Annotated in this window: 17 protein-coding genes; 16 read left to right on the forward strand and 1 reads right to left on the reverse strand. The window is 65.3% G+C overall.

All coding sequences use genetic code 11. The features are described 5' to 3' along the window. The first annotated feature begins 65 nt into the window (after positions 1 to 65). The 12 genes from HCA61_RS01020 (at position 66) to secA (ending at position 15,854) form a co-directional block, all read left to right on the forward strand. On the forward strand, positions 66 to 1,148 hold the full coding sequence (locus HCA61_RS01020; RefSeq protein WP_169685836.1) for an SIS domain-containing protein: 1,083 nt from the start codon (positions 66 to 68) through the stop codon (positions 1,146 to 1,148). Continuing rightward, positions 1,148 to 2,386, forward strand: coding sequence for a mannose-6-phosphate isomerase, class I (gene manA / locus HCA61_RS01025; protein WP_169685838.1), 1,239 nt, complete (start codon positions 1,148 to 1,150; stop codon positions 2,384 to 2,386). The genes HCA61_RS01020 and manA overlap by 1 nt, the downstream gene beginning before the upstream one ends. Positions 2,387 to 2,572: 186 nt before the next feature. Then, positions 2,573 to 3,838 carry an alkane 1-monooxygenase gene (locus HCA61_RS01030; protein WP_169685840.1) on the forward strand — a complete coding sequence of 422 codons (1,266 nt, stop codon included), beginning with the start codon at positions 2,573 to 2,575 and terminating at the stop codon, positions 3,836 to 3,838. Continuing rightward, positions 3,835 to 4,020 (forward strand): rubredoxin, encoded by a 186-nt coding sequence (locus HCA61_RS01035; protein WP_169685842.1) that lies wholly within the window; start codon positions 3,835 to 3,837, stop codon positions 4,018 to 4,020. Before HCA61_RS01030 ends, HCA61_RS01035 begins: the two co-directional genes overlap by 4 nt. A gap of 46 nt (positions 4,021 to 4,066) precedes the next feature. Continuing rightward, positions 4,067 to 4,684, forward strand: a complete 618-nt coding sequence (locus tag HCA61_RS01040) for a TetR family transcriptional regulator (RefSeq protein WP_169685844.1) — start codon at positions 4,067 to 4,069, stop codon at positions 4,682 to 4,684. Positions 4,685 to 4,904: 220 nt separating this feature from the next. Beyond that, positions 4,905 to 6,374 carry an adenosylhomocysteinase gene (ahcY, locus tag HCA61_RS01045; RefSeq protein WP_169685846.1) on the forward strand — a complete coding sequence of 490 codons (1,470 nt, stop codon included), beginning with the start codon at positions 4,905 to 4,907 and terminating at the stop codon, positions 6,372 to 6,374. Between the two features lie 38 nt (positions 6,375 to 6,412). Further along, the gene (locus HCA61_RS01050) at positions 6,413 to 7,078 is read left to right on the forward strand and encodes a dTMP kinase (RefSeq protein WP_169685848.1); all 666 of its coding nucleotides are present in this window, start codon (positions 6,413 to 6,415) and stop codon (positions 7,076 to 7,078) included. 5 nt (positions 7,079 to 7,083) lie between these two features. After that, positions 7,084 to 9,534 (forward strand): MtrAB system histidine kinase MtrB, encoded by a 2,451-nt coding sequence (mtrB, locus tag HCA61_RS26115; RefSeq protein ID WP_240958879.1) that lies wholly within the window; start codon positions 7,084 to 7,086, stop codon positions 9,532 to 9,534. Continuing rightward, positions 9,531 to 11,315, forward strand: a complete 1,785-nt coding sequence (gene lpqB, locus HCA61_RS01065; protein WP_169685850.1) for an MtrAB system accessory lipoprotein LpqB — start codon at positions 9,531 to 9,533, stop codon at positions 11,313 to 11,315. Before mtrB ends, lpqB begins: the two co-directional genes overlap by 4 nt. Before the next feature lie 30 nt (positions 11,316 to 11,345). Further along, positions 11,346 to 11,990, forward strand: coding sequence for a ComF family protein (locus HCA61_RS01070; RefSeq protein ID WP_169685852.1), 645 nt, complete (start codon positions 11,346 to 11,348; stop codon positions 11,988 to 11,990). Between the two features lie 278 nt (positions 11,991 to 12,268). Further along, entirely contained in the window at positions 12,269 to 12,874 is a 606-nt protein-coding gene (gene raiA, locus HCA61_RS01075; protein ID WP_346777478.1) for a ribosome-associated translation inhibitor RaiA, read from the forward strand. A gap of 142 nt (positions 12,875 to 13,016) precedes the next feature. Further along, a complete protein-coding gene (secA, locus tag HCA61_RS01080) occupies positions 13,017 to 15,854 on the forward strand; it encodes a preprotein translocase subunit SecA (protein WP_308198783.1) in 2,838 nt (945 codons plus the stop codon). Between the two features lie 6 nt (positions 15,855 to 15,860). On the opposite strand, the gene HCA61_RS01085 is transcribed toward secA, so the two are convergent. Next, complete coding sequence (locus HCA61_RS01085) at positions 15,861 to 16,205, reverse strand: Rv3235 family protein (RefSeq protein WP_247273548.1); 345 nt, start codon at positions 16,203 to 16,205, stop codon at positions 15,861 to 15,863. Between the two features lie 325 nt (positions 16,206 to 16,530). On the opposite strand from HCA61_RS01085, the gene HCA61_RS01090 reads away from it, so the two are divergent. From HCA61_RS01090 to HCA61_RS01105, 4 genes are all read left to right on the forward strand, one after another. After that, complete coding sequence (locus HCA61_RS01090) at positions 16,531 to 16,983, forward strand: HAD-IA family hydrolase (protein WP_169686805.1); 453 nt, start codon at positions 16,531 to 16,533, stop codon at positions 16,981 to 16,983. Continuing rightward, on the forward strand, positions 16,980 to 18,392 hold the full coding sequence (locus HCA61_RS01095) for a wax ester/triacylglycerol synthase family O-acyltransferase (protein WP_169685860.1): 1,413 nt from the start codon (positions 16,980 to 16,982) through the stop codon (positions 18,390 to 18,392). Before HCA61_RS01090 ends, HCA61_RS01095 begins: the two co-directional genes overlap by 4 nt. A gap of 3 nt (positions 18,393 to 18,395) precedes the next feature. Further along, positions 18,396 to 18,899 (forward strand): hypothetical protein, encoded by a 504-nt coding sequence (locus HCA61_RS01100; protein ID WP_169685861.1) that lies wholly within the window; start codon positions 18,396 to 18,398, stop codon positions 18,897 to 18,899. Between the two features lie 92 nt (positions 18,900 to 18,991). Continuing rightward, complete coding sequence (locus HCA61_RS01105) at positions 18,992 to 20,122, forward strand: ferredoxin reductase (protein WP_169685863.1); 1,131 nt, start codon at positions 18,992 to 18,994, stop codon at positions 20,120 to 20,122. Positions 20,123 to 20,155 lie beyond the last annotated feature (33 nt).

A 20,155-nucleotide genomic window follows, 5' to 3' on the forward strand; every position in this document is an offset into this window, starting at 1 on the left:
GTACCCGGTGCGCATGCCGTATCGTGGCCGACTCGATTCTGTGAGGAGAGAAAGGGGGCACGGTCGTGACGGCTCCCTCGCCGCTGTTCGACTTCGATGACGCGAGTGCACTCATCGAGGCCGATGTCGATGGAATCCTGCGTAGCGCCGCACTCGGGGGTGCGCAGATTCGCGCGAGCGTGGCTGCTGCCGAGGAGGGCGTGCGCGACCGTCTTCATGGTGTCCATCCACGCAGCGTCGTCCTCGTCGGTGGGGACGTCCGCGCCGGTCGCGCTGCAGAACTTGTGGTCGCGCTCTTCTCGGATCGCTGTGCAGTGCCACTCGTTGCCGCTCCTGCCACACCACCGTGGGTGGGTCCACTCGATATCGTCGTCGTCGCAGGGGACGACGCGGGTGATCCAGCGCTCGCCGCGTCCATCGACGGTGCGCTCAGGCGAAGTGCGGAGGTCGTGGTGGACGCCCCCGACGAAGGGCCCGTCCGATCGGTGGCTGCGGGTCGCGCGCTGGTGCTCGCGCCGCGCGTACATGTGCCGACCGCCTATGCATTCACGCGGCACCTCGCTGTGTTCTGCGCGGTGCTGGACTCGCTGGAAGCCTCCCGTCTCGGCAGCGCACTCCCCGATCTCGGGAGGATCGCCGATTCGGTCGACGCAGAGTCTGCGCGTGACCACCCGTCGAACGAGGTCTTCGAGAACCCGGCGAAGTCGCTGGCGACGCGGATGTTGTCGCGCCGCGTGGTGATTGCGGGTGATTCGCAGACCACCGCGGTACTGGCGCGACACGCCACGGATTCGTTGTTGATGGTTGCCGGTGTGATCGCCACCCCGGCGGCGCTACCGGACGCGCTCGTGGCACGAAATCGTCTGCTCGACTCGTCCGCCGGTCCCGACGCGTACGACCCGTTCTTCCACGATGAAGAACTGGACGGGCCCGCACCGGCCGCACCGGTACGGGTGTTCGTGCTCAGCACGGACGAGGACCGACCGGCCGCGCGACGCCGAGCCGCGGCACTACCGGATATGGAATTGGTGTCTGTTGTGGGGGAGTTCGAAGCCCGTGAGGTCCCATCTGCGCTCGAGCAGGTGGCCGTACTGACCGCGAGACTGGAATTGGCTGTGGCCTACCTGCGACTGGCCGGTGGTCGGTAGTGCACCGTCTCGAAGGTGCGGTGCGCTCCTACGCGTGGGGTTCGCGCACTGCCATTGCCACGTTGTGCGGCAGGACCGTGCCGTCCGATCATCCCGAGGCGGAACTGTGGTTCGGCGCGCACCCGGCGGATCCGGCCCGGGTGGTCGACAACGGTCAGGCGCCGGTGTCATTGCTCGAACTGCTCGATGACGACCCTCCCGCGCAGCTCGGTGACGACAGCGTCGAACGGTTCGGGCCGAGGTTGCCGTTCTTGTTGAAACTGCTCGCAGCAGAGGAACCGTTGTCCTTGCAGGCGCATCCCAGTGCTGTGCAGGCCGCCGAGGGCTATGCGCGCGAGGAAGCGCTCGGTGTGCCACTCGATTCGTCGGTGCGCAATTACCGCGACCCGAACCACAAGCCCGAACTGGTTGTGGCGTTGACGCGTTTCGAGGCGCTCGCGGGGTTCCGCGATGCGGCTCGCACCGTCGAGTTGCTCGAGGCGCTGCGCGTGCCCGAACTCGATCCCTATGTGGGCCTGCTTGCGGGACAGCCGGACTCCGACGGCCTCCGTGCTTTGTTCACCACCTGGATCACGTTGCCCGCGCAGGCGCTGTCAGCGCTCGTTCCGCGCGTCCTGGATGGATGCGTGACATATCTCGCGACCGGAGGTGATGATCCCCGCGAGTTCGTCGCAGAGGTGCGGACCGCGTTGCAGCTCGCCGAGATCTATCCCGGTGATGCGGGTGTCCTCGCATCGTTGTTGCTGAACCGGATCACTCTGGAACCGGGGCAGGGACTGTATCTCGATGCAGGGAACTTGCACGCTTATCTGCACGGGATGGGAATCGAGATCATGGCGAACTCGGACAATGTCCTGCGCGGTGGCTTGACTCCCAAGCATGTGGATGTACCGGAACTGTTGAGAGTGCTCGATTTCGGTTCACCGGAGGTCCCTGTCCTCGAGGCCGACCCGGTGGGCACGCATGAATGGCGGTATCGCACGCCGGCGCCGGAGTTCGCTCTGTCACGCCTCGAACTCGAGGCGGGTGAGACGGTGTCGCTGGCGCCGTGCGGACCGCAGATCCTGCTGTGCACGTCAGGGTCGACGACGGTCGAGTGCGGCGGAGAGAGCATCGAATTGGGGCAGGGCCGCTCGGTGTGGCTTCCCGCGTCCGATCCGAAGCTGGATGTCATTGCCGGCGATGTCGATGTGCAGGTGTTCCGTGCCCGTCTCGGGTGGGACCGCGCGGATAGGTGATCTCGCGAGAGCACCGGCTCGGACGAATCGGATCTGTCGAATGAGGGCGCTCCTGCGGGAGCGCCCTCATTCGTGCCTATGACGGGTTACAAACTCCTCAATTTGTCTAGACTACGTACGTCAACGCGGGTAATGTCAACAAGTGAGTGATATAGGTCATTGATCTCCGGCTGAAGGGGAATGGGCATGGCCACGCGCACAGAAGGGGTCCCGAACCCCTCCGCATCGCAATGGCGAGACCGCAAGCGATACCTCTGGCTGCTCGGTCTCGTCCCGCCGACAGCGGTCTTCATGGCCACTGCGTTGGTCTGGGGCGGTAACCGGCTGGGGCTCGACTCGGTCACACCGGTTCTCTGGTGGATCGGGCCGATCCTCGTGTTCGTGCTCGTCCCCGCCCTCGATCTTGTCGTCGGTCCCGATGGTGAGAACCCGCCCGACGAAATCGTCGAGGCGCTCGAGAACGACCGGTTCTACCGGTACTGCACCTACCTCTACCTGCCGTTCCAGTTCGCGACGCTGGTCTGGGCGTGCTACCTGTGGTCGTCCGAGGACCTGTCGTGGCTCGGTATCGACGGTGGCCTCGGCGTCGTCTCGAAGATCGGACTCGCGATCTCGGTGGGTGTAGTCGCCGGCATCGGCATCAACACCGCGCACGAGCTCGGGCACAAGACCGTCCGCCTGGAACGACGGCTGTCGCGGATCGCGCTCGCGCAGTCCTTCTACGGTCACTTCTACGTCGAGCACAACCGCGGCCACCACGTCCGGGTGTCGACACCTGAAGACCCGGCCTCGGCTCGGTTCGGAGAGAGCTTCTGGGAGTTCCTGCCGCGCAGTGTGGTCGGGAGCCTGCGTTCGTCCTGGCGGCTCGAACGTGACCGGCTGGAGCGTCTCGGTCGCCCCGTGTGGTCGCTGCGCAACGAGGTGCTGAGTGCATGGCTGATCTCGGTGGTCCTGTTCGCCGCGCTCATCGCAGCGTTCGGGATCGGGATCGCACCGTATCTCGCGATTCAGGCCGTATTCGGTTTCAGCCTGCTGGAAGTCGTGAACTACCTCGAACACTACGGATTGTTGCGTCAGCGGACGCCAAGCGGCCGGTACGAGCGGTGTACCCCTGCGCACAGCTGGAACAGCGACCACCTCGTGACGAATGTCTTCCTCTATCACCTGCAGCGACACAGCGATCACCACGCGAATCCGACACGGCGTTACCAGACGCTGCGCAGCATGGAGGTCTCCCCTCAGCTGCCTGCGGGCTACGCGACGATGCTCACGCTCGCCTATTTCCCGCCGCTGTGGCGCAAGGTGATGGACCACAGAGTTCTCGAGCACTACTCCGGCGATATCTCCCGGATCAATGTGCACCCCAGGCGCCGGGAAAAGATCCTCGCCCGTCACCGCGCTACATCGAATGCGGATCAGGGCCGCACGCCAGACTTCGGGGAGGAATCATGACCGACGAGTACCGACTGTTCCGCTGCCTCGTCTGCGGATTCGAATACGACGAAGCGCAGGGCTGGCCCGAGGAGGGTATCGATCCGGGCACCCGGTGGGGCGACATCCCTGACGATTGGTCGTGCCCGGACTGCGGCGCGGCGAAGGCCGATTTCGAGATGATCGAGATCGTCCGGCGATGAGCTGTGCGCTTTGACGCACCCGCACGGTCGTGAAATTGTCACGGTCATGGCACCGGTGCGCGGACAGTCCCCTCGTCACTTCCACGAGGCAAGCCGGGTCCTCCTGCGCACGACGATCCTCGACGCCATGCGCGGGCTGCTTCTCGAACGGGACTGGTCTTCGGTCACCATGAGCGAGATTGCCCGCGCAGCCGGGATCAGCCGGCAGACGCTCTACAAGGAATTCTCGTCCCGGAACGGGCTCGCCCAGGGTTACGCGCTGCGCCTCGTGGACGAATTCGCTGATGCGGTGGGGGATTCGGTGTATGCACACGTCGGTGACGTGCGCGCAGCCCTCGTCGACGGCTTCGCGTCGTACTTCGTCGCTTCTGCGGCAGACCCGCTCGTGCGGTCATTGCTCGACGGCGAGGCCAAACCCGACCTGCTGCGCTTGATCACGACCGACGCCGCGCCGATTCTCGAGCGGGGCGCAGGCAGACTCGCCGACACTTTCGCGAACAGCTGGATCGCGGCACCCGCCGAGGACGCCGTGATGCTGGCCCGCGTCGTCGTGCGCGTGGCGCTGAGTTTCATTTCGATGCCCCCGACGTCGGGGTCGGATGTCGCGGCCGAGCTCGCCGACATCCTTGTGCCCTTCGTCGAGAAGGTTGCCGTGACGGACTGAGCACTGCGGTCGGGACGGCTCGTCGATGCTGTGGCCGGACCGGAACGACGGGACGTGACCGGCCTCCGATGTGGCCATGCAATCCTCTCCTCCGGTGTGTCGGGGTGTTCTGCGGTTCGTTGGGACACGGGAAGGTGCTATCGAGTACCTGACGTCCCGTCCGCTGTTGTTAGCCTGGTGGGCATCCACCGATTTGCCGATAGGAAGAGGCATCCGCACAGTGTCTGACACCACGCTTGTCGCAGACCAGATCAACGGGCTCGATTTCAAGGTCGCCGATCTCTCGCTTGCCGAGTTCGGCCGCAAAGAGATCCGCCTGGCCGAGCACGAGATGCCGGGATTGATGGCGCTGCGCCGTGAATACGCCGAGGTCCTGCCGCTGAAGGGCGCGCGTATCTCCGGTTCGCTGCACATGACGGTGCAGACCGCGGTCCTGATCGAGACACTCGTCGCTCTCGGTGCCGACGTCCGGTGGGCATCGTGCAACATCTTCTCCACGCAGGACCATGCTGCGGCAGCCGTGGTGGTGGGCCCGCACGGCACCACCGACGAGCCCAAGGGTGTGCCGGTGTTCGCGTGGAAGGGTGAGACGCTCGAAGAGTACTGGTGGGCGGCCGAGCAGATGCTCACGTGGCCCGGCGACCCGGCCAACATGATTCTCGACGACGGTGGCGACGCCACGATGCTCGTCCTCAAGGGTGCCCAGTTCGAGAAGGCCGGTGTCGTGCCGCCGACGGACGAGGAGCAGGACTCCACCGAGTACCAGGTGTTCCTGCAGTTGCTGCGCGAGTCGCTCGCCGCGGACTCGAAGAAGTGGTCCACCGTCGCCGAGTCCGTGCAGGGCGTCACCGAAGAGACGACGACGGGTGTGCTGCGGCTCTACCAGCTGTCGGCTGCCGGTGAGCTGGCGTTCCCGGCGATCAACGTCAACGATTCGGTCACCAAGAGCAAGTTCGACAACAAGTACGGGACCCGCCACTCCCTGCTCGACGGTATCAACCGCGGCACCGACGTCCTGATCGGCGGCAAGGCCGCACTGGTCTGTGGCTACGGCGACGTCGGCAAGGGCTGCGCCGAAGCGTTGCGTGGCCAGGGTGCACGTGTGTCCGTCACCGAGGTCGACCCCATCAACGCGCTGCAGGCGATGATGGACGGCTTCGACGTTGTCACCGTCGAGGATTTCATCGGCCGGGCCGACATCGTGATCACCTCGACAGGCAACAAGGACATCATCACCTTCGAGCACATGAAGGCGATGAAGCACCAGGCGATCCTGGGCAACATCGGTCACTTCGACAACGAGATCGACATGGCAGGGCTCGAACGTGCCGCCGATGTCACGCGGGTCAACATCAAGCCGCAGGTCGACGAGTTCCGTTTCGCGGACGGCCACACGATCATCGTGCTGTCCGAGGGACGTCTGCTGAACCTCGGCAACGCCACGGGTCACCCGTCGTTCGTCATGTCCAACTCGTTCGCGAACCAGGTGATCGCGCAGATCGAACTGTGGACGAAGCCGGACGAGTACGACAACGAGGTCTACCGCCTGCCCAAGCATCTCGACGAGAAGGTAGCGCGGATCCACGTCGAGGCGCTCGGTGGCACGCTCACCAGGCTCACCAAGGAGCAGGCCGAGTACATCGGCGTCGATGTCGAGGGCCCGTACAAGCCCGAGCACTACCGCTACTGATACGGCTACGGTCCGGAGCTACGAGAAACTCGAACCGCATGGGTGTTCTGATCGTCGTCGAAGGTCTCGACGGGGCGGGTAAGCGGACGCTGTCCGCCGGCCTCGTCGAGACCTGGCGTGCGCACGGTGCGTCGGTGGCGACGCTCGCCTTTCCCAGATACGGGAAATCCGTGCACGCCGACCTCGGGGCCGAGGCCCTGCGAGGCGGGCACGGCGACACCGCCTCGAGCATCGAGGCGATGGCACTGCTGTGGGCGCTGGATCGCCGCGACGCGGGAGGCGAGCTCCGAAAGCTTCTCGCCGACAACGATATTGTGTTGCTCGATCGGTATGTGGCATCGAACGCCGCGTATACCGCTGCCCGGCACCACGAGTCGGCATCGGGGCCGTCCGTCGAGTGGGTGGGCGATCTCGAGTTCGGCAGGTTCGGCCTTCCGAGACCGGATTTGCAAGTGCTGCTGCGGGTCCCCGTCGATCTCGCCGCCGAGCGCGCACGCACGCGCGAGGCCGCCGATTCCACGCGCGAGCGCGATGCCTACGAACGCGACACCGACCTGCAGGCGCGCACCGGTGCGGTATACGACGGGCTTGCGGCGGACCGGTGGGCGTCGGAGTGGATTGTGGCCGGACCTGATTCCGACCCGCGACAACTCGCCGTTCGGATCTCAAATCTGCTTCACAACGGTCGAGGAGTGACACGATAGAGGTCATGAAGCCGAGGATTCTGGTTGTCGACGACGATTCTGCGCTCGCAGAGATGCTCACGATCGTCCTGCGTGGTGAAGGGTTCGAACCCTTCGTGGTGGGCGACGGGACTCAGGCTCTCGGGGCGGTGCGCGAGATCCGCCCCGATCTCGTCCTGCTCGATCTGATGCTCCCAGGCATGAACGGGATCGACGTGTGCAGGGTGCTCCGGTCGGATTCGGGCGTGCCCATCGTCATGCTCACTGCGAAGTCGGACACCGTGGACGTCGTCCTCGGTCTCGAGTCCGGCGCCGATGATTACATCGTCAAGCCGTTCAAGCCGAAGGAACTCGTCGCGCGGGTGCGGGCGCGGTTGCGCCGCACCGAGCAGGAGCCCGCCGAGATGTTGTCCATCGGCGAGATCGCGATCGACGTCCCCGCACACAAGGTGAGTCGCGGTGAGGAGCAGATCTCCCTCACGCCGCTCGAATTCGATCTGCTCGTCGCACTCGCCCGGAAGCCGCGGCAGGTGTTCACACGCGAGGTGTTGCTCGAGCAGGTGTGGGGATACCGTCACGCCGCTGATACCCGACTGGTGAACGTTCACGTGCAGCGTCTGCGCGCGAAGGTGGAGAAGGATCCCGAGAATCCCGAGGTCGTACTGACTGTCCGGGGGGGTCGGCTACAAGGCCGGACCGCCGTGATCCGTGCTTACCGTCTGCGGCGGAGGATCACACGGAGAACTCTGCCGCTGCTGAGGTGGTCACGCACGCTGAGCAGTGGGCTCGCACATACCTGGCGTCGATCACTTCAGCTGAGGGTCGTTGCATCGACCCTTTCCCTCTCACTGATCGTGATGCTCGTGTTGGGGGTCGTCCTCACGAGCCAGATCACCGACCGTCTCCTCGAAGTCAAGATCGATGCGGCTACCGAGGAGATGGAACGCTCTCGCGCGCTGGTGGAAGCCCAGCTCGCGGGAGCCGACGATTCCGGTTCGCTCACGGTCCGGCTCGACGGTGCTGCCGCGAGCCTGACCAACCGGGGAAGTGATGCAGGGCAGGACACCGGGGTCGCCGGGACGTTCGATCCGGTGCTCATCGTCCCCGGTGACGGGCCACGTGCGCCGACGTCGAGCGGGCCGGCCGACCAGATCCCGCAGAATCTGCGCGCGTTCGTGCAGAACGATCAGATCGCCTACCAATTCGCGCCGGTTGACGACCCGGACGGATATTCCGGTCCGGCACTGATCATGGGTAGCCCGACCGAGTCCGACATCTCGACACTCGAGCTCTATCTGGTATTTCCGTTGGCCGGCGAGGAACGCACCCTCGCGTTGGTCCGCGGAACCCTTCTCGTCGGTGCCGGTGTGCTTCTGGTGTTGCTGGCAGCGATATCCATGATCGTCGCCCGACAGGTGGTTCTGCCGATTCGCTCGGCCTCGCGTATCGCGGTGCGCTTCGCGGACGGCCGGCTCAAGGAACGCATGCCGGTGCGCGGTGAGGACGACATCGCTCGCCTGGCGATGTCGTTCAACGAGATGGCGGAGAGCCTGTCGCGGCAGATCACCCAGCTCGAGGAATACGGCAACCTGCAGAAGCGGTTCACATCCGACGTCAGCCACGAGCTCCGCACTCCGTTGACCACTGTCCGGATGGCTGCCGATCTCATCCACGACGGCAGCGACGAGCTGGATCCCTCCCTCAAACGTGCATCAGAACTGCTGGTCGCCGAACTCGATCGGTTCGAGTCGCTGCTGAACGACCTCCTCGAGATCAGCCGCCACGACGCCGGAGTGGCAGAACTCGCGTCCGAACAGCTGGACCTGCGCATGTGTGCGCGGGCGGCGATCGGGACGGTCCGTCATCTCGCGCGCGAGACGGCCACCGAATTGATCGTGGATCTGCCGGACGATGCAGTCAACGCGGACGTCGATCCGCGTCGCGTCGAGCGGATCCTGCGCAATCTCCTCGCCAACGCCATCGACCACGGCGAGGGCAAACCGATCTTGCTGCGCCTACGCGCCGACGACAATGCGGCCGCGTTCGTCGTGCGCGACCAGGGTGTCGGCCTGCGTCCGGGGGAGGAGAAGCTCGTCTTCAACCGGTTCTGGCGCTCCGATCCGTCGCGGGTACGACGCTCTGGTGGCACCGGCCTGGGACTGGCGATCAGTGTGGAGGACGCGAATCTGCACAACGGCAAACTGGAAGCGTGGGGTGAGCCGGGGCGAGGCGCGAGCTTCCGGTTGACGTTGCCACTTGTGCGGGGGCGCAAGGCGGGCCGTAGCCCACTCCCGCTCGTCCCCACTGCGGTTCGTGCGGTCCAAGGCAAGCCCCCGCCGGAACTGCCGGCGGGCGAGAACGCGGGAGTCGTCGAGAATACGGCCGGTCCGGAAAAGGCCGGAACGAGCGAGAACACCGGGCCCAGCGACAGCACCGGAACGAATGAGCCTGCACCATCCGAAGGAGCCGCAACATGAGCCACCGCCGCTCACGTGTGCTCGGTTGCGTGATCGCCCTGTTGTCGGCGCTCGCGTTGGTGGTGCCCGGTTGTGCGAGCCTTCCCGATTCCTCATCGCCCCAGGCCATCGGAACGATCGACCGCGGACCGGCGACGACGGAGGTGCCCGCGCCGGAACCGGGACGCGAGCCCGACCTGCTTTTGAGAGACTTCCTCCAGGCCAGTACCAACCCCGCCAACCGCCACGTCGCGGCTCGCCAGTTCCTCACCTCGGAGATGTCGGCGCGGTGGGACGACGCAGCCAGTGCCACGATCGTTGACAAGGTCGATGTTCTGGCCGAGGAGCGTGACGGCAACACCGCCACGTACGTCGTGCGCGCGAACATCGTCGGGCATCTCGAGGAGGGCGGCCTCTACCGCGCCGACAACGGTGATCTCGAAGCGAAGTTCTCGCTGGTCCGGGACAACGGCGAATGGCGGATCGACGAGACGCCGCCGGGCGTGATCATGGACAAGGCTCGATTCCTCAACAGTTACCAACGTCGATCGTTGTACTTCGTCACTCCAAGCGGCAGCACCGTCGTTCCCGATCCGCGGTGGATATCCGGAACACCCGAGCAAGCGGCGACGCAGCTGATCGGGCTTCTCATCGAAGGACCCAAACCTTCGCTTGCGCCCGCCGTGCACAACGAGCTGGCCGACACGACGATCCTCGGTCCGATCACCAAGGCGGACGGCCGGACCAGTCAGGTCGGCGTGGGCCTCGGCGGGATCCGGGTGGACTTCGGCGGACTAGCGTCGCTGGCGGAACCGGCAAGGGAACTCCTCGCAGCCCAGGTGATATGGACGCTGGCCAACGCCGAGATAGCGGGGCCGTACGTCCTCCTCTCGGACGGACAACCGCTGGACGAGCGCTACCCCAACGGGTGGACCACAGCCGATGTGGCGACGATGAATCCACTGGCGACTTCGGGGACACCGATCGGGTTGCATGCGCTTCTCGGCGGCAGTCTGGTCAGTGTCGCGGAAACCGGCGTCACACCGGTCCAGGGCTTCTTCGGTTCGGTCGACAATCTTCGTTCGGTGGGGATGTCGCGCGACGGAGCCCTTCTTGCGGCCGTAGCGGACACCGGCCGGCCGGCACCCGAGCCTGCCGCGGAGCTCGTGGTCGGTGCGTACAACGACGGATCGCCGGAACCGGCTGTCGAAGGAGCGTCCATCACCCGGCCGTCGTGGGCACCCGACGGCAATTCCGTGTGGGCGGTCGTCAATGGCACTGCCGTGGTGAGGGCGGTCCGAGAACCGGGCAGCGGACGCGTCACGGTCGTGGGGGTCGAGGCCGGAGCGATCCGCGCACTCGGCGGCCGCATCAGCGAATTGCGTCTGTCGCGCGACGGCGTGCGCGCCGCGATGATCATCGACGGACGCGTGTATATCGCGATCGTGGTGCAGACCCCGAACGGTGAGTTCTCGCTGACGAGTCCACGCGAGATAGCGTTCGATCTGGGCGGGCCCGCCTTGTCGCTGGACTGGAGCACTTCCGACACAGTCGTGGTCTCCCGGTCGGCCTCCGACATTCCCGTCGTTCAGATCGCGATCGACGGATCGCGGATGGACGCGCTTCCGAGCCGGAACCTGACACCACCGGTCGTCGCGGTCGAGGCATCGACGACCACCGAGTACGTGGCCGACACGAGAGCGGTCTTCCAACTGAACAACAGCGATCCTGCAGGCGACCGGTACTGGCGGGAAGTACCCGGCCTGGCCGGGTTGACCGCGGAGCCGGTGTTGCCCGGCTGATCTGTCGTACCGGCCCGGCACACTGTGCAGGTGCTCTCAGCGCTCCTCGACCTGGTGCTGCCCGTCCGCTGTGGCGGTTGTGAGACGGCGGGCACTCCGTGGTGCCGGAGGTGCGCTGACACTTTGAACGACTCGCCTGCCCGGGTGCGTGCGCGGGTCGATCCGGGGGTGCCGGTGTGGGCGCTCGGGGCGTACTCCGGTGCTCGGCGCAATGCTGTCGTCGCGGCGAAGGAGCGTGGTCGCCGCGACCTCGCGACACCACTGGGATTGGCGGTGGCGGTCGCGATCGCCCGATTGCGACGCTGGGGTGAGATCCCCAGCGGACCGCTGCTCGTGGTGCCTGCACCGAGCCGAGCCAGGGCAGCGAGAGCGCGCGGCGGAGACCCGGTCACCCGGATGGCCCGGTGCGCGGCTTCTCACGATCGGTCGCTCCACGTGCATCCCGTATTGGTCACCGATGCCGGGGTGCGCGACTCCGTCGGTTTGTCGGCGCGTCAGCGGCAGGCCAATCTTGCCGGACGCATTTCGATTCGGGCGGGTTCGATACCACGAGGACTTCCCGTGCTCGTGATCGACGACATCGTCACCACCGGCGCAACCGCGGCCGAGGCTGTCCGAGTGCTCCGAAAAGAGGGGTTTCGGACGTCCGGAATCCTGGCGATCTCACATGCCTGAACGGGTCTGTGTGATAGGCGGCGAACTGCCGAAAAAGTGAATTCGATCGGAACAGTGGCGGACCTTCCGGTTACGTACTACCGTCGGCGGCAGACCCGGAAACAACAAGGTAGACGGGTAGAAATACTCGATCTTCCCTGTTTCGGGCAGAGCGCCCAAGCGCTCATCGATCCTGCCGGTGCGCGTGCTGCGCCGGCCGTACTCGGGAGGTACGAGTGACGAACCCTTCGAATTCCACCGTCGCGGTCGCCGAGACCGGCGAGTCCGCTCCGCAGACCGTGAACGCCGACGTCGTGGTGAAAGGCCGCAATGTCGAGGTGCCGGATCATTTCCGGATCTACGTGTCGGAGAAGCTAGCTCGGCTCGAACGGTTCGACCCGACGATTTTCCTGTTCGACGTCGAACTACAGCACGAACGCAATCGTCGCCAGATGAAGAGTTGTCAGCGGGTCGAGATCACCGCTAGAGGTAAAGGGCCCGTCGTTCGCGCGGAGGCTGCGGCCGACAGCTTCTATGCCGCCTTCGAGTCGGTGACGGCCAAGCTCGAGTCTCGTCTGCGTCGCACGAAGGACCGCCGTAAGGTCTCCTACGGCGACAAGACCCCGGTTTCGGTTGCAGAGGCAACAGCCGAGCTCGCGCAAGACGACTCGCTCGGAATCTCGCCGGATGTCAGCCTCAACGGATACGAACAGGAGCCGGAGGGTCCCGGCCGGATCGTCCGGACCAAGGAGCACAGGGCAGATCCGATGACGGTCGACGACGCACTGTACGAGATGGAACTCGTAGGCCACGACTTCTACCTTTTCCACGACAAGGAGACCGACAAACCGTCGGTGGTGTACCGCCGCCATGCGTTCGACTACGGGTTGCTCAGACTCGGATGACGTCTGTGTGAGACGGCGATGAGGTAGTCGCCATCGCCGTCCGCTCGAGAGAACGCCTACCATGGAATCCGGCCGGGGTCCGAAAGGCCTCGGCCGGATTTCTTGTCCGTGCAGGTACCCGAGATTGAGGACGAACACACCAGTGCTGTCGCTGACGAAGCTGCTCCGATTCGGTGAAGGTCGCATGGTCAAGCGGCTCAAGCACATCGCAGAGCACGTCGAATCCATCGCCCCGGACTTCGAAAGCCTGACCGATGAGGAGCTGCAGGCCAAGACCGCAGAATTCCGCGGCAGGCTCAGGGACGGGGAAACCCTGGACGACCTGCTGCCCGAGGCGTTCGCAACGGCTCGGGAAGCATCGTGGCGCGTCATCGGTCAGAAGCACTACACCGTGCAGATCATGGGTGGCGCGGCCCTGCACTTCGGCAATATCGCCGAGATGAAGACCGGTGAAGGCAAGACTCTCACCTGTGTTCTTCCGGCCTACCTCAATGCTCTGTCCGGCGACGGCGTCCACGTGGTCACCGTCAACGACTACCTCGCCAAGCGCGACTCCGAGTGGATGGGGCGTGTTCATCGGTTCCTCGGCCTCGAAACGGACGTGATCCTCTCCGGACTCACTCCGGCCCAGCGCCGCGCCGCATATGCGGCCGACATCACATACGGCACGAACAACGAGTTCGGCTTCGACTATCTGCGCGACAACATGACGCATTCCCTCGACGATCTCGTGCAACGCGGGCACAACTTCGCCGTCGTCGACGAGGTCGACTCGATCCTCATCGATGAGGCGCGCACGCCGCTGATCATTTCGGGACCGGCCGATGCGTCGAGCAAGTGGTACGCGGAGTTCGCGCGCATCGTGCCGATGCTCAAGGCCGATGTCCACTATGAGGTGGACATCAAGAAGCGCACGATCGGTGTGCACGAGGCCGGCGTCGAGTTCGTCGAAGACCAGCTCGGCATCGACAACCTCTACGAGGCGGCGAACTCACCGCTGGTCAGTTACCTCAACAACGCGATCAAGGCGAAAGAGCTCTACACCAGGGACAAGGACTACATCGTCCGCGACGGCGAGGTCGTCATCGTCGACGAGTTCACCGGGCGTGTGCTCTCGGGCCGCCGGTACAACGAGGGCATGCACCAGGCGATCGAGGCCAAGGAGAAGGTCGAGATCAAGGCGGAGAACCAGACCCTCGCCACCATCACGCTGCAGAATTACTTCCGGCTCTACGACAAGCTCTCGGGCATGACCGGTACGGCCGAGACCGAAGCCGCCGAACTCCACCAGATCTACGACCTCGGCGTCATCCCGATCCCGACGAACCGCCCGATGATCCGCGTGGATCAGGGCGATCTGATCTACAAGTCCGAGGAGGCGAAGTTCGCCGCCGTGGTGGACGACGTCGTCGAGCGGCACCAGAAGGGCCAGCCCGTTCTGATCGGTACCACCAGCGTCGAACGTTCGGAGTACCTGTCGAAGCAGTTCACCAAGAAGGGCGTGCGCCACAGCGTCCTCAACGCGAAGTTCCATGAGCAGGAGGCTCAGATCATCGCCGAGGCGGGCCGGTCCGGCGCGGTCACTGTGGCGACCAACATGGCCGGCCGTGGCACCGACGTCGTACTCGGTGGCAACCCCGATATCCTTGCCGACATCGCATTGCGTAAGCGCGGTCTCGACCCGGTCAATACACCGGAGGAGTACGAGGCCGCGTGGGACCCTGCCCTCGAACAGATCAAGGCCGAGGTCAAGGCCGACGCCGAGCGGGTGCGCGAGGCGGGCGGGTTGTACGTCCTCGGTACCGAGCGGCACGAGTCACGGCGTATCGACAATCAGCTGCGCGGTCGTTCCGGCCGTCAGGGCGACCCGGGTGAGTCCCGGTTCTATCTGTCGCTCGGCGATGAATTGATGCGACGGTTCAACGGCGCGGCCCTCGAATCGATCATGACACGTCTCAATCTGCCCGACGACGTCCCGATCGAGGCGAAGATGGTCTCGAAGGCGATCAAGAGCGCGCAGACTCAGGTCGAGCAGCAGAACTACGAGATCCGCAAAAATGTTCTCAAGTACGACGAGGTGATGAACCAGCAGCGCACCGTCATCTACGAGGAGCGTCGCCGGATCCTGCGTGGTGAGGATCTCGAAGGCCAGGTCGAGCACATGCTCACGGATGTCGTCACCGCGTACGTGGACGGTGCGGCTGCCGAAGGGTACGTCGAGGACTGGGACCTCGAGCAGCTGTGGACTGCTCTCAAGACGCTCTACCCGGTTGCTGTGGACTACAAGAAGCTCGTCGCGGAGAACGAGGATCTCGATCGCAATGAGCTGCGCGAGATCCTGCTGCAAGACGGACGCGACGCATACGCGCGCCGCGAGACCGAGATCGAGAGCATCGCAGGTGAGGGCGCGATGCGGGAACTCGAGCGCCGTGTCTTGCTCTCCGTGCTGGACCGCAAGTGGCGTGAGCACCTCTATGAGATGGACTACCTGAAAGAGGGCATCGGTCTGCGGGCGATGGCCCAGCGCGACCCGCTCGTCGAGTATCAGCGGGAAGGCTTCGACATGTTCACCGGCATGCTCGAAGGCCTCAAGGAGGAGTCGGTCGGTTTCCTGTTCAACCTGCAGGTCGAGGCGAATGCATCCCAGCCGCAGGCGCCGGGCGGCGGAGTTGCCGTCACCCCCGCGTCCGCGGCCGCGGCTGCCCGCAACGCGCCCTCGTTGACCAAGCCCGCACAGCCCCAGGAGCAGCAGCCCGTGCCACCGAGGCCGCAGCCTGCTCCGGTCGCCCTGCGGGCGAAAGGACTCGACGAGACCGAGCGTCGATTGACCTACACCGGTCCGGCCGAGGACGGCCGTGCCCATGTCGCCCGCAGTACCGGCCCGAGCGAAGGCTCAAACCCCCAACAGGGCGGGACGCGTCGAGAACGCCGTGCCGCTGCACGCAAGGACGCCAAGACCAAGACGAACCGGCAAGGCTGATCCACTTCAGCCGAGCCACAGGGTCGTGATCACCCATCCGTGACGGGTGTGTCCGCGTGCCGGTGCACGTACGACCCGTCCGGCCATCGCGAACACCCGATGCCCGCGCGCGTAGGACCCGAACAGTTCTGCCGTGCGGGCATCGACCGTCTGCAGACGTGCCCGAAGCACGACTGCCGAGTCCGCGTCGCCTCGCACACGACGCGCGGCACCGAAGGTCTGGACCAGCGCCGGCGTGAGGACCGTCGCGAGCTGGGCGTCCGGTCGGCGGCCGTCCACGACTTCCAGAACGAGCCGCACGGCGAAGTCTGCGAACCGGTGCGCGCTCGCATCGACGTTCCTGTTCGGCACCGTCTGCGCGGACCGGTGCGGTCGCCGCCGCTCCGCTGCTGTGCGGGTTCGCCCGGACCGCCCGGAGTGCGGGGTGGTCCGGGGGAACGCATGCGACCGGTGCGCGGCGCAGGGCTCATGAACCGGAGGCTCGAAATGTGGAACGGGCCGGATGAAGCGACCGGACTGTAGAGGTGACATACGCGAGACTCCCGGGCGTCGGCTGGTACCGGCCGGCGGACGCCGGTCGGTGGCAGGCTCCGGGAGAGGGCGGAACCGGGGATATCGTGACATATTGTCGCGCGGTAGGCCCGGGTGTCGCGATCGGAAGCCGAGGAGAAGAGTGCTGCGCGGGTTGATCTTGGATTTCGGAGGGGTCCTCGCCGGACCGGGTACAGAGCCTCGGGCGCTGTGGACGATTGTGGCCGAGTTGCGCAGTCGCGGTGTGCGCACGGCGATCCTGAGTAACGATCCAGGCGGAGCGGGGCCCGGTGCCCGTGCGCTGCGTCGCCTGCGGACAGACCGGATGGTCGACGAGGTCGTCCTGTCGGGCGACGTCGGCGTGGCGAAACCCGATGCAGCCAGTTATCTTCTCGTGGCACAACGGTTGGCACTGGAACCGTCGCAATGTGTGTTCGTCGACGATCTCGTCGTGAACGTGCGCGGGGCCGCCGCGGTGGGGATGGTCGGTGTCCACCACCACGTTCCGCGCGCGGCGAGGGAGGAGTTGGCCGTACTCTTCAATATCGGTGTGGCATCGGAAGATGCCGACGGGATCGAGGGGGGCGCTTCGCAATGACCAGCCGAATGACGGCGCAGGACGCATCGTTCTACTACCTGGAGACGAGCAACACCCCGATGCACATCGGATCGTTGGCGATCCTCGAACCGCAGGAGGGCGGGCTCGACTACGAGAACGTCGTCCGCCTCGTGGAAACGCGTCTCCCGGAGGTCGCGAGATACCGGCAGAAAGTCCGCGAAGTGGCCTTCGGTATGGCACGTCCGGTCTGGGTGGATGATCGGGACTTCGACATCACCTACCACGTGCGACGCTCGGCGCTGCCGCGCCCCGGATCGGACGAACAGCTGTTCGATCTGATCGCGCGTCTGATCTCCCGTCCGCTCGATCGCACGCGCCCGCTGTGGGAGATGTATCTCGTCGAAGGCCTTGCCGATGGCCGGGCAGCGTTGTTCACCAAATCCCACTCGTCACTCGTCGATGGTGAGGACTCCCTCGAGATCGGGCAGGTGCTCTTCGATCGCACGCCCGAGCCGCGCGAGGTCGCCGAAGAACTCTGGATGCCTGAGCGGGAGCCGTCCGACCTCGCGCTGCTTGTGGGTGCGTTTGCGGGTGTGGTGGCGCGGCCGGGGGAGGGCGTGGCAGCGGTGCGCGCCGCGTTGGGTGATGTCGCGTCGACGGTTACCGAAACTGTCGATGTGGTGGGCAGGCTGGCGCGGACTGCTGCGCAGTCCGCGCCGGAATCGCCGCTGAACGCGTCCATCTCGCGCAGCAGGCGGTTCACGGTCGTGCAGTCCGGTCTCGAACCCTATCGAAAGATCCACGCCCGCTACGGATGCACGATCAACGACGTGGTCCTTGCCGTCATCGCGGGCGCGTTACGTTACTGGCTGTTGTCGCGCGGAGAACCGCTCACCGAAGCGACGACAGTCCGCGCGATGGTGCCGATGTCGGTGTACGTACAGAAACCGGAGGAGTCGGCCGCCGCAAGTGACACCATTCAGGTCCATCCGCAGGGCGAGGTGTCGTCGTTCCTGGTGGATCTACCGGTTGGCGAACCGAACGCGGTGGTACGTCTGTCCCACATCTCGCACGCCGGGGAGGCGTATTCGCGGCAGCGTCGCCGGATCGCCGCGCAGACGATGATCAGGCTGTCGGGCTTTGCGCCCGCCACGATGCACGCCGTGGGTGCGCGGGTGGCGACGGGGTTTTCGCAACGAATGTTCAACCTCATGATCACCAACGCGCCAGGACCCCAGCACCCGTTGTATCTCGCGGGAGCCCGCGTCCTCGCGATGTACCCGGTGTCGCCGTTGCTCAAGACGCAAGCGCTCAGCGTTGCCCTCACGTCGTACGACGGCAACATCTATTACGGTTTGAATGCGGACCGCGATGCCATGCCCGACGTGGATGTCCTCGCATCATTGCTGCACGAGTCGCTCGAGGAGTTGTTGGATGCCAGTAGGTGAGAAGTGACGCGCGTCTATGTGCCGGCGACGCTCGCGATGTTGCAGCGGCTCGTGGCCGACGGCCGGCTCGAGGCCGTCAGCGGGACGGCCTTCGCTGTCACTGCTGCGTTGCGTGAGGCGTACACGGCGGGGGACGACGACGAGCTGGCCGAGGTTGCGATGAGAGAGGCAGCCAGAGCCTCGTTGCGCCTGCTCGCAGCAGAGGACGACGAGGGGACGTTCGGACCTCGGCGCGTCGTGATCGCGGCAGACGTCGAAGGCGCGACGCCCCGCCCCGATCTCGACGATGCGGTGATCAGGCTCGACGCGCCGGTTCCGATGTCGGCTCTCGCGTCGGTCCATGTCGATCTGGGCGCGGCCGAGAGCGATGTTGCACGGGCCGTGGCGGTGATCGACGCGGCGGATCTCGGTGACGAGGAAGCGGAGTTCGTGCTCGGCGACGCCGAGGATCACGAACTCGCGTGGTACGCCGCTCAGGAGGTGCCTTTCCTCCTGGAGCTGCTCTGAGATCTGGAGCTGCTCTGCGATCTCGTAACCTACGCTACCGTAGCTTCTGTTAACCTACGGTGGCGTAGGAGTCGGCGAGGAGAAGGTGTCGGATGGGTTTGAAGGAATGGATCGAGAAGCCGGCGGCGCATGTCGTGTCCTCGGAGCGGTCCTTGTCGAATGTGCTGCGCGGTGCCGTCGCACGTGTGACGACGCCATTGCTGCCCGACGACTACCTTCATCTGGTCAATCCGCTCTGGTCGGCACGTGAGCTCCGCGGCCGAATCGTGGAAGTGCGTTCCGAGACGCCCGACTCCGCCACGATCGTCATCCGCCCGGGGTGGGGTTTCGACTTCGAGTACGAGCCGGGCCAGTACGTAGGTATCGGACTGCATATCGAGGGGCGCTGGCACTGGCGGTCGTATTCACTGACCTCCACGCCCGTTCGCGACGACAAGCTCATCTCGATCGCTGTGAAGGCGATGCCGGAAGGTTTTCTCTCCAGTCACCTGGTCAGCGGTGTTCCGGCCGGTACCGTTGTTCGGCTGGCGGCCCCGCAAGGAGACTTCGTCCTTCCGGATCCGCCCCCCGAGAAGATTCTCTTCCTCACGGCGGGTAGTGGTATCACGCCGATCATGTCGATGCTCCGGACGCTCGATCGTCGCGCGACCGAACGAGGTGCTGCGATCTCGGACGTCGTTCATGTCCACTCGGCGCCCACGGCCGACAGCGTGATGTTCCGCTCGGAACTGGAGGGGTTCGACGAAAGCCACGAGCAATTCCGTTCGCACCTGCAGTTCACGCGCGAGCAGGGCAAGTTCGCTCTGTCGAGCCTCGACGAGGTGTGCCCGGATTGGCGCGACCGTACGGTCTGGGCCTGCGGTCCTCAGGCGATGCTCGACGATATCGCTGCGTTCTGGAAGCGCGCGGGTCTCGACGAGAGACTCCACCTCGAGCGTTTCGCAGTATCCCGGGCCGACACGTCGGGATCCGGCGGTACGGTGACCTTCGCCAAGTCGGGCAAGACGGTCGCCGTCGACGGCGCAACAACCCTGCTCGAGGCAGGGGAGAGTGTCGGTGCTCTCATGCCGTTCGGCTGTCGCATGGGAATCTGTCAGACTTGTGTTGTGCCGTTGGCAAAGGGGCACATCGTCGACCTTCGGTCGGGCAAGGAGCATGCAGAGGGCGAACGTGTCCAGACCTGCATCTCTGCGGCCGCGGGCGATTGCACGCTCGACGCCTGACCGCGTCGTTCAACAGGTCGTTCAACACAGGGG

Origin of the sequence: Rhodococcus sp. HNM0563, from assembly GCF_012726195.1 — a bacterium.
Lineage (GTDB): Bacteria > Actinomycetota > Actinomycetes > Mycobacteriales > Mycobacteriaceae > Rhodococcus.

Excerpts from the sequence above, each read along its gene's own strand:
- HCA61_RS01035 (WP_169685842.1), top strand. The coding sequence starts at position 3,835 with ATGACCGACGAGTACCGACTGTTCCGCTGCCTCGTCTGCGGATTCGAA.
- HCA61_RS01050 (WP_169685848.1), top strand. The coding sequence starts at position 6,413 with ATGGGTGTTCTGATCGTCGTCGAAGGTCTCGACGGGGCGGGTAAGCGG.
- HCA61_RS01030 (WP_169685840.1), top strand. The coding sequence starts at position 2,573 with ATGGCCACGCGCACAGAAGGGGTCCCGAACCCCTCCGCATCGCAATGG.
- HCA61_RS01040 (WP_169685844.1), top strand. The coding sequence starts at position 4,067 with ATGGCACCGGTGCGCGGACAGTCCCCTCGTCACTTCCACGAGGCAAGC.
- HCA61_RS01105 (WP_169685863.1), top strand. The coding sequence starts at position 18,992 with ATGGGTTTGAAGGAATGGATCGAGAAGCCGGCGGCGCATGTCGTGTCC.
- mtrB (WP_240958879.1), top strand. The coding sequence starts at position 7,084 with ATGAAGCCGAGGATTCTGGTTGTCGACGACGATTCTGCGCTCGCAGAG.
- HCA61_RS01095 (WP_169685860.1), top strand. The coding sequence starts at position 16,980 with ATGACCAGCCGAATGACGGCGCAGGACGCATCGTTCTACTACCTGGAG.
- lpqB (WP_169685850.1), top strand. The coding sequence starts at position 9,531 with ATGAGCCACCGCCGCTCACGTGTGCTCGGTTGCGTGATCGCCCTGTTG.